This is a genomic window from Pseudomonas lundensis, from assembly GCF_002269125.1.
Taxonomy (GTDB): domain Bacteria; phylum Pseudomonadota; class Gammaproteobacteria; order Pseudomonadales; family Pseudomonadaceae; genus Aquipseudomonas; species Aquipseudomonas lundensis_A.
The window spans coordinates 128,561-134,743 of sequence record NZ_NQKI01000009.1 but is presented as its reverse complement, the minus strand read 5'-3'; the positions used below and the strand labels follow the sequence as shown (position 1 = coordinate 134,743).

The following is a 6,183-nucleotide window of genomic DNA, read 5'->3' as shown; positions in this document are numbered from 1 at the left end:
CTCATCTGGCTCATAGGCGGCTCGGATCAGGTGGTCAGGCGTATTTCAGCACATTTGAAAACTTGTTCGGAGATTCCTTAGGTGAAAATCTTCCGTTAGCAGAATGTGCTGAAACATTGGTTGATAGTCTTTTAGATGATGAGCTTGTTAAAGCTATTCCAATAGTAGGAATAGGTGTGGCGGCCATTAAGTCCTATAGGCAGCACCAAGAGGTGAAGTTTTTCAACAAAGTAAAGGCGTTTCATGAAGGTGCTGGGGATTTTTCAGAAGAAGAGCTTAGGCGTTTTGAAGCGCAATTAGAAAAAGAAGGCAAGAAGGAGAAGTTTGTTAATGAACTTATAGAAGTCATAGAGCGTTCAGAGTCTGAAGAAAAGGCTAAAATAATTGGAGGCGTCTTTCGCCGGTTAACAAAGTCAGAAGTTAGTTATGGTCAGTTTGAAGATCAGGTCCGCTACACTAGTGTGTTGGTGCTAAGAGATATTCATGTTTTCATGCACGGCTATCATAATCATTATGTTTTGGAAGATGGGCTGGGTGATGTTTTGTTCGCTAATAGGATGTCGAAAAGATCTATCGAAATAGCCACGAAAACCACTAACATGCTGGCTGGCGAAACAGTTCAGTATATAAAAACAAACTATGAGCTAAACGGAATTGGTAAGCTTTACCTGGAGACTCTTCATCAGGTTTATAAAGATAAAATAGATCCGCGTCACTTGTTTGTTCTTTAAATATTAGGTTTCGAGATTTGATAGCAGTTCATCTCTAATGATTTCTAGATCAGCCTTAGTAAACCCCAGCACTTCTCGCTGCTCATACCTGACCTCCGGGGCATTAGCCTCGGCACGGTCTTTCAACCCGTACTGATGCACCCGCGCAATTCGCGCCACTCGTCCGGTGAAGCCCACGGTGATCGACTGGCCGTCGCCCTTGGCCTTTAGAAAGTTGGCCTTTGGTAGTTTTTGGAACATTCTCACCTGACGCTTGATCCGTCCTTTTTTACCTTTCAGATCGCGTGGCTTGCGCGCCGCATAGGCACTGCCATCAGGGTTACGCTGCTGTTTAACCCGCTGTTGTTGGCTACGGCGTAGTTTCTGCGCCAATGACCGCACTAGTTTGCTGCGGGCAGCGGGTTCCAGTTTGTTGAGTAACACACCGGCCCGGTCTTCCAGCGCTTCCAGGTCATTGGCCATTTTGAATCATCCATTCGCTGTCGAGGCCCAAGGTGCCGGGTCGCCATGCGGGGTCGAGGTAGTTGGCGACTCGCTGCGGTTCGCCTGGGTGTTTGACGGTGGTGTTACCGTCCGCATCCTGGCCCACGACCACGCGCTCAGTTAGTGGCAGGCGAATACTCAGATCGACCTTGCTGTTATCCAGCACGTCCGCCTCAAACTTGATGCCTTGCGCCGACTTGTCGAGGTTTTCCAGGAGTTCGGATTGGTTGACGCTGAGCCAGCCCAGCAGCGGCAGCATGACGCTGTCGGGATGCCCAGCGTAGTCAGTGAGGATGATTTGCAGATCGAAGCTGTATTCAAAGGACAGGCTCGCAGCAGCGGTGCAACGCACTTTGCCGTTGTCGATGAAGATCAGCATCCGGTCGGGGTTGTGTTTGAGTTCGGCGATGGTGGCGAGCAGGTGAGCGCGCAGGCTGTCGGGTTTGTTCATGGGGTGACCTGCTGTTGTTGAAAAATCATATCGACCTGCGCCGCGCACTCGGCCCACGCGGCTTCGGTGCGCTCCTGATCTGTGAGCAAGTCGCCGTTATGGTTTGGGCCGGTCGCTGGCAGTTGGCATGGCACCACGGCCGGACAGCCACTGACGATAAGCGTCGGCGCCGGTGAGGGCGGGGCGCTCACGCAACCGGCGAGCAATGTCAGGCAAAGGCTGGGCAGCCCAATCGCGCAATGCAGTGTTTTCACGTTTCAGTCCCTCTATCTGAAGCTCGCGCTGGGCCAAGCCTTGGCGCAGTTGATCGTGCAGGCCACGCAGTTGGCTTTGTGCCTGACGCTCCAGGTTCAGCGTGCGGTTCAGGGTGGTGGCGGTGTTCAAATTGCGGGCGGCGTCTTCGCGTGCTGCTTTCGCATCGTGTTGCGCCAGTTCCGTCGCTTGCCGTGCAACGTTGATGCGTTGCTGCTGACCCCAGATAAACAGCGCCAAGGCGCCAAGCAGGGCAAGTCCGTACAGTACTTGGCGCAGGGCGCTCATGCGCGGTACCAACCCAGTTGGTTCATAGCGTCGATGTCCAGGTGTTCGACCGGACCACGAATGATGATGACCCGTGCATCGGGCTGCACATGACGCAGCGCCTCGATCAGGTCATGCATGCCTTCGGTTTCGGTGTTGTGTGGCACCACCAGCAGGTCGCCGTCCTGCACCCGCAGGGCGCGGACTTCGTCGAGATCGATCATGCCACCACCTCCTGACCACAACCGCAGTCCGCATGCCGCTCAAAGGCCCGTTGCAGTTTGATGTCGTACAAATTGCGCTGGTAATCCGGGCCGTTGTAGAGCTTGGCGAACTCAGCCCATTTACGCGCTTTGAGGGCTTTGTGCAGCGCTGGGTCGGTCTCGATAAAACGCACGAATGCGTCGAACTGCTGCGACTCGCTGGCACTCATGGCGGCGACAAACGCCTGGACGCTGTCATAGCCCAAGCGTTGCCAGTGGAAGCCCATGATCTGGAACGCACCCCAGGAGGCGGACTCAAGGGCTGCGTTGTCGTCGATCAGCCGCGCATGGCTCAACCGCTGATGCTCGGCGCTGCCTCCTGCATAACCACCCGGCTTTGGATTGACGATGGCTGGGTTCAAAGCGGTCAGTTCGACTGCGTGCTGTTTGAGTTGGGCCGGGTTATCTCCCTCGTGACGAGGGGTGGCTAACTGGCGATACATGATGTGCCGCTCGAATAGAATCACCGGCTTGCCGTTGTCGAGAAAACCTTTGCCGTTGGATTCCACTTCATTGACCGTGTAAACACTGGCCAGTGGCACGTCGAGGCGTTGGGCGGCGTTGAGCAGGTCATGGTTTTTCAGCAACTGCTGACAATCGCCTCCTGACAGGCTCGCGAGGGTTTTAGTGCCAGCAATACCATCGGCCACCAGTCCGGCTTTCAACTGATAAGCGCGCACGGCGGTTTCGGTCAGGTCGCCGTAATGGCCGTCGGCGTTGAGTTTGGCCCCGTGGCTGTTGAGGTTGGTTTGCAGGATGCGCACCGCTTGCGAGCGGTCGCCATGGCGCAGGGTGGTCATGATTGTTCTACCTTACGGATGAAAAACTTTTTGGCCGCCGCGCGGGTGCCTTCCACGCCCAGCAAACCGATCACACCCCCAAAGAACGGTGCGGTGGTGATGGGCACGCCGATCAGTGCCAGGCCGTGACTCGCAGTGAGGGCCAAGGCGCCGCATAACGGTGCCTCGATCAATACGCGGCGTAGCGTGCCACCGCCGTACATCACCCGCAGGCCGGCAATGACCAGGGCTAAAACCCCGGCATACAGGGTTGGCCAATTCTGTTCGAGCCAGGTGGCCAACCAAGCCCAAGTGTCGGGACGTTCAGGCATGTGATGTTTTCCAGTGTCCAAGGGGCGTGGGTTCCAGGTTTTGCTGCGGTTCAGTCCCATAGGTTCACCACGTGCCGCTGAGGCGCGGCGGGTTGGGCGTCGGGCAGGTTCACCGGGGTGCCATGGGGCAGAAACGGGCCGTGTTCGGCCAGACCGGGGTTGGCCTCTAACACGGCCTCGGTCACGCCCGCCGTACGGCCGTAATGGCGCCAACACAAGGCGTCAACCGTGTCGTTTTGTTGGGCGCGCACCGAGGTGGTCATCAGATCAACTCCACGGTGGTGCGATTGGTACCGAGAAAATCACGCACTGCCCAGCGCAGGTCGCGACGGTAGTCGTCGATACTCGGGGTGAGTTCTTCGGCGTTTTTATTGCCGCTGTTGGTGCTGTCGTAGGAGCGATAGCGTTCACAGACTTCGGCGCCGGTACCGGCCTCAATGGCGCGACGATAGAGGTGGACCAGTGCAGAAACGTCCTGCACCTGCTCGGCAGGGACTTGGGCCAGCTCGCTGTAGCCGGCTGCTTGTTGAATGACACGCCAGTCTTTCAGCTCGCGGTTGAGGTTGATGGCAGCCGAGATACACGCAGTTTCCAGGCGCGCCGGGGTGACACTGGCATCGACGCGCAAGGTACTGCGCAACGCATCCAGATCGATGGACGGCCAGAAAGTGTCGGTGTTGATATGGCCGCTGGGCGTGCTGCCGCTGGCTATGAATCCGCTCATGCGTAAGCTCTAAATAGGTCGCCGGTGGTCGGGGTGTTACAGGTCAGTGCTAAAGACACTGCCTGTTCATTCCCGAGCCGGCGGGGTGCGTGGGGACGCTCGGTTAACCGCTGCAGCTTATTCGGCTGTAGCGGTGTTTTTTTTCAGCAGGCGCTCGGCGCTATCCAGGTCTTTCTTGCCGCCACAACCGTCGTGCAGCTCAATGGCCCGTTTGAGCAGGTCAATGCCTGCTTCCAACTGACCCGCTTGCCCACGTGTCTCAGCATTAAGGCCGACCAGCGTGGCGCGTCCGGCAGCCAGATAGAGCTTGGCGCGAGCCTGATCGGGCATGTCCTGGTCTTCGGTCATTTCGAGGGTGCGATACAGCACGCCAATGTCGAAGCTGTCGTCCCCAGCCTTTTGCGCTTTGAGTGCGGCTGAGGCGATTTCCTCAGCCACTAGACAGCCGGTGGTGCGCTCGAAACGGTCTGGCATTACCAATTTGTGTTTGAGCACGTAGGCCGCCACATCCAGTGCGCCTTTGTAATCGCCGGCATCGATCCGCCAGACCATGACGGTGGTCATGACTTCGTCTTGCGCGCCGTTGCCGGCTTCAAGCACGCCTTCGACGTAAGGGATGTATTCAGGCAGCAGTTGGAGCTTGAGCGCGGCCTTGCCTTCGTTGGACTGGATCGACTTCAGGCGCAGCCGATCCTGAAGTAGTTGGTTGAGCTGATGCTCGTACGCCGTCGCGCCCGCCATTGACTGCATGGGCGCGGTTTTAGCGGACTCCATCGCCGCACGGGCGCGGCGTTGGTGGGCTTGAGCAAGGCTGAGCGCCATGAGTTAACCCTCGCTGACCGGATCAGGTTCAACCGCATCGACCGGGGTGATGTTCTCCAGCAGGCACCCAAGGCCGTAGTCCTCGACCACGTAGGCGTCGTTCGACGACTCGTAGTTGCTGATGCGGTTCCACTCCGGTTCTTCTTTCAGGTAGCGACGGCGGGCCATGAGTTGCCAGTAAACCGACAGGTTGGCGAAGGTGGTGATCAGCACCGCGCCTTCGGGCATGTAAGGCACCTCGTACAGCGGCAGCCCGCCGACGCGACGTTGCGAGATGATCAGGTCGCTGGCCAGGGTGTTGGTGGCGTCCTGGTCTTTGTTGACCAAGGCCAGGAATTTGTCGTGTACCAGTTCACGGCCGGTCAGCACCACAAGGCCCGGATTGCGGCGATACCATGGGTCGAGCAACTGGATAGCGTCATACACCAGGGCATCGATGTTTTTGAAGTCACCGTTTTTACCGATGCGAATTTTGCCTTTCTCGGCGCCTTCTTTGAGTACGCGGTCGGGAGCGTGCAAACGGTACTGCTCAAGCCAGCCGATGTTGACGTCTTCCAGCAGCGGGTTTTCGACGCGGTCCGTTTGTTCGGCCGCCTTGATGCCGTAGAAGCCGATTTGAATCCGGTCCAGGGCTTGGCGTTGGGCAATGGCGCTCGACAGGCGTGTCTGGAAGTCCGGGAACTTGGCCCAGGCATCCAGTTGGCGATAGGTGACGAAGGTGTCGAAGTCGGTTTTTTCGGCTTTGTACTTGTCGCTCGACAAGGTGCCGATGCTGCGTGGCTCGCGGGCTTTGACGTTGGTGTTAGTGCGGCCGGCAATGGTGCTGCCAACGCCCAGACCGACCTTTTCGCCTTCCTGCTCATCGACCCCGATGATATTGATCTTGCCGAGGAACTCGCTGGATTCCTGAATCTTGGTTTCCAGTTTTTGCTGGATGCTCGGGTCTACATTAAACGTGGCGTTGGCAGACTCGACGCCATTGAGTTTGGCCACTTGGCTGAGGTAGCCGGTAAAGAGTTTTCGTGTGTCGTTACGCATGGGTGTCTCCGGTCGTGGGCGTGCAGGTGTGGGCCGTCAGG

At 57.3% G+C, this 6,183-nt stretch carries 12 protein-coding genes; 1 reads left to right on the top strand and 11 read right to left on the bottom strand.

Annotated features, from left to right (window positions below; translation table 11 throughout):
- Window positions 1–731 (top strand): hypothetical protein (locus CJF39_RS23015; protein ID WP_170942658.1); only part of this gene is annotated, 731 nt, incomplete at its 5' end.
- Between the two features lie 3 nt (window positions 732–734).
- On the opposite strand, the gene CJF39_RS08390 is transcribed toward CJF39_RS23015, so the two are convergent.
- From CJF39_RS08390 to CJF39_RS08345, 11 genes are all read right to left on the bottom strand, one after another.
- On the bottom strand, window positions 735–1,193 hold the full coding sequence (locus CJF39_RS08390) for a phage virion morphogenesis protein (RefSeq protein WP_094993002.1): 459 nt from the start codon (window positions 1,191–1,193) through the stop codon (window positions 735–737).
- Window positions 1,183–1,665, bottom strand: coding sequence for a phage tail protein (locus CJF39_RS08385; protein ID WP_094993001.1), 483 nt, complete (start codon window positions 1,663–1,665; stop codon window positions 1,183–1,185). The genes CJF39_RS08390 and CJF39_RS08385 overlap by 11 nt, the downstream gene beginning before the upstream one ends.
- Complete coding sequence (lysC, locus tag CJF39_RS23315) at window positions 1,662–1,856, bottom strand: Rz1-like lysis system protein LysC (protein ID WP_249275336.1); 195 nt, start codon at window positions 1,854–1,856, stop codon at window positions 1,662–1,664. The genes CJF39_RS08385 and lysC overlap by 4 nt, the downstream gene beginning before the upstream one ends.
- A complete protein-coding gene (gene lysB / locus CJF39_RS08380; protein WP_094993000.1) occupies window positions 1,762–2,205 on the bottom strand; it encodes an Rz-like lysis system protein LysB in 444 nt (147 codons plus the stop codon). The genes lysC and lysB overlap by 95 nt, the downstream gene beginning before the upstream one ends.
- Window positions 2,202–2,408: a hypothetical protein gene (locus CJF39_RS08375; RefSeq protein WP_094992999.1), complete on the bottom strand. Its 207-nt coding sequence runs from the start codon at window positions 2,406–2,408 to the stop codon at window positions 2,202–2,204. Before CJF39_RS08375 ends, lysB begins: the two co-directional genes overlap by 4 nt.
- Window positions 2,405–3,247, bottom strand: a complete 843-nt coding sequence (locus tag CJF39_RS08370) for an N-acetylmuramidase domain-containing protein (RefSeq protein ID WP_094992998.1) — start codon at window positions 3,245–3,247, stop codon at window positions 2,405–2,407. Before CJF39_RS08370 ends, CJF39_RS08375 begins: the two co-directional genes overlap by 4 nt.
- Window positions 3,244–3,558: a phage holin, lambda family gene (locus CJF39_RS08365; protein WP_094992997.1), complete on the bottom strand. Its 315-nt coding sequence runs from the start codon at window positions 3,556–3,558 to the stop codon at window positions 3,244–3,246. Before CJF39_RS08365 ends, CJF39_RS08370 begins: the two co-directional genes overlap by 4 nt.
- 50 nt (window positions 3,559–3,608) lie before the next feature.
- Window positions 3,609–3,821, bottom strand: coding sequence for a tail protein X (locus CJF39_RS08360; RefSeq protein WP_094992996.1), 213 nt, complete (start codon window positions 3,819–3,821; stop codon window positions 3,609–3,611).
- Entirely contained in the window at window positions 3,821–4,282 is a 462-nt protein-coding gene (locus CJF39_RS08355) for a head completion/stabilization protein (protein WP_094992995.1), read from the bottom strand. The genes CJF39_RS08360 and CJF39_RS08355 overlap by 1 nt, the downstream gene beginning before the upstream one ends.
- 117 nt (window positions 4,283–4,399) lie before the next feature.
- Complete coding sequence (locus tag CJF39_RS08350; RefSeq protein ID WP_094992994.1) at window positions 4,400–5,104, bottom strand: terminase endonuclease subunit; 705 nt, start codon at window positions 5,102–5,104, stop codon at window positions 4,400–4,402.
- A 3-nt stretch (window positions 5,105–5,107) separates the two neighbouring features.
- On the bottom strand, window positions 5,108–6,142 hold the full coding sequence (locus CJF39_RS08345) for a phage major capsid protein, P2 family (RefSeq protein WP_094992993.1): 1,035 nt from the start codon (window positions 6,140–6,142) through the stop codon (window positions 5,108–5,110).
- Window positions 6,143–6,183: the final 41 nt, after the last annotated feature.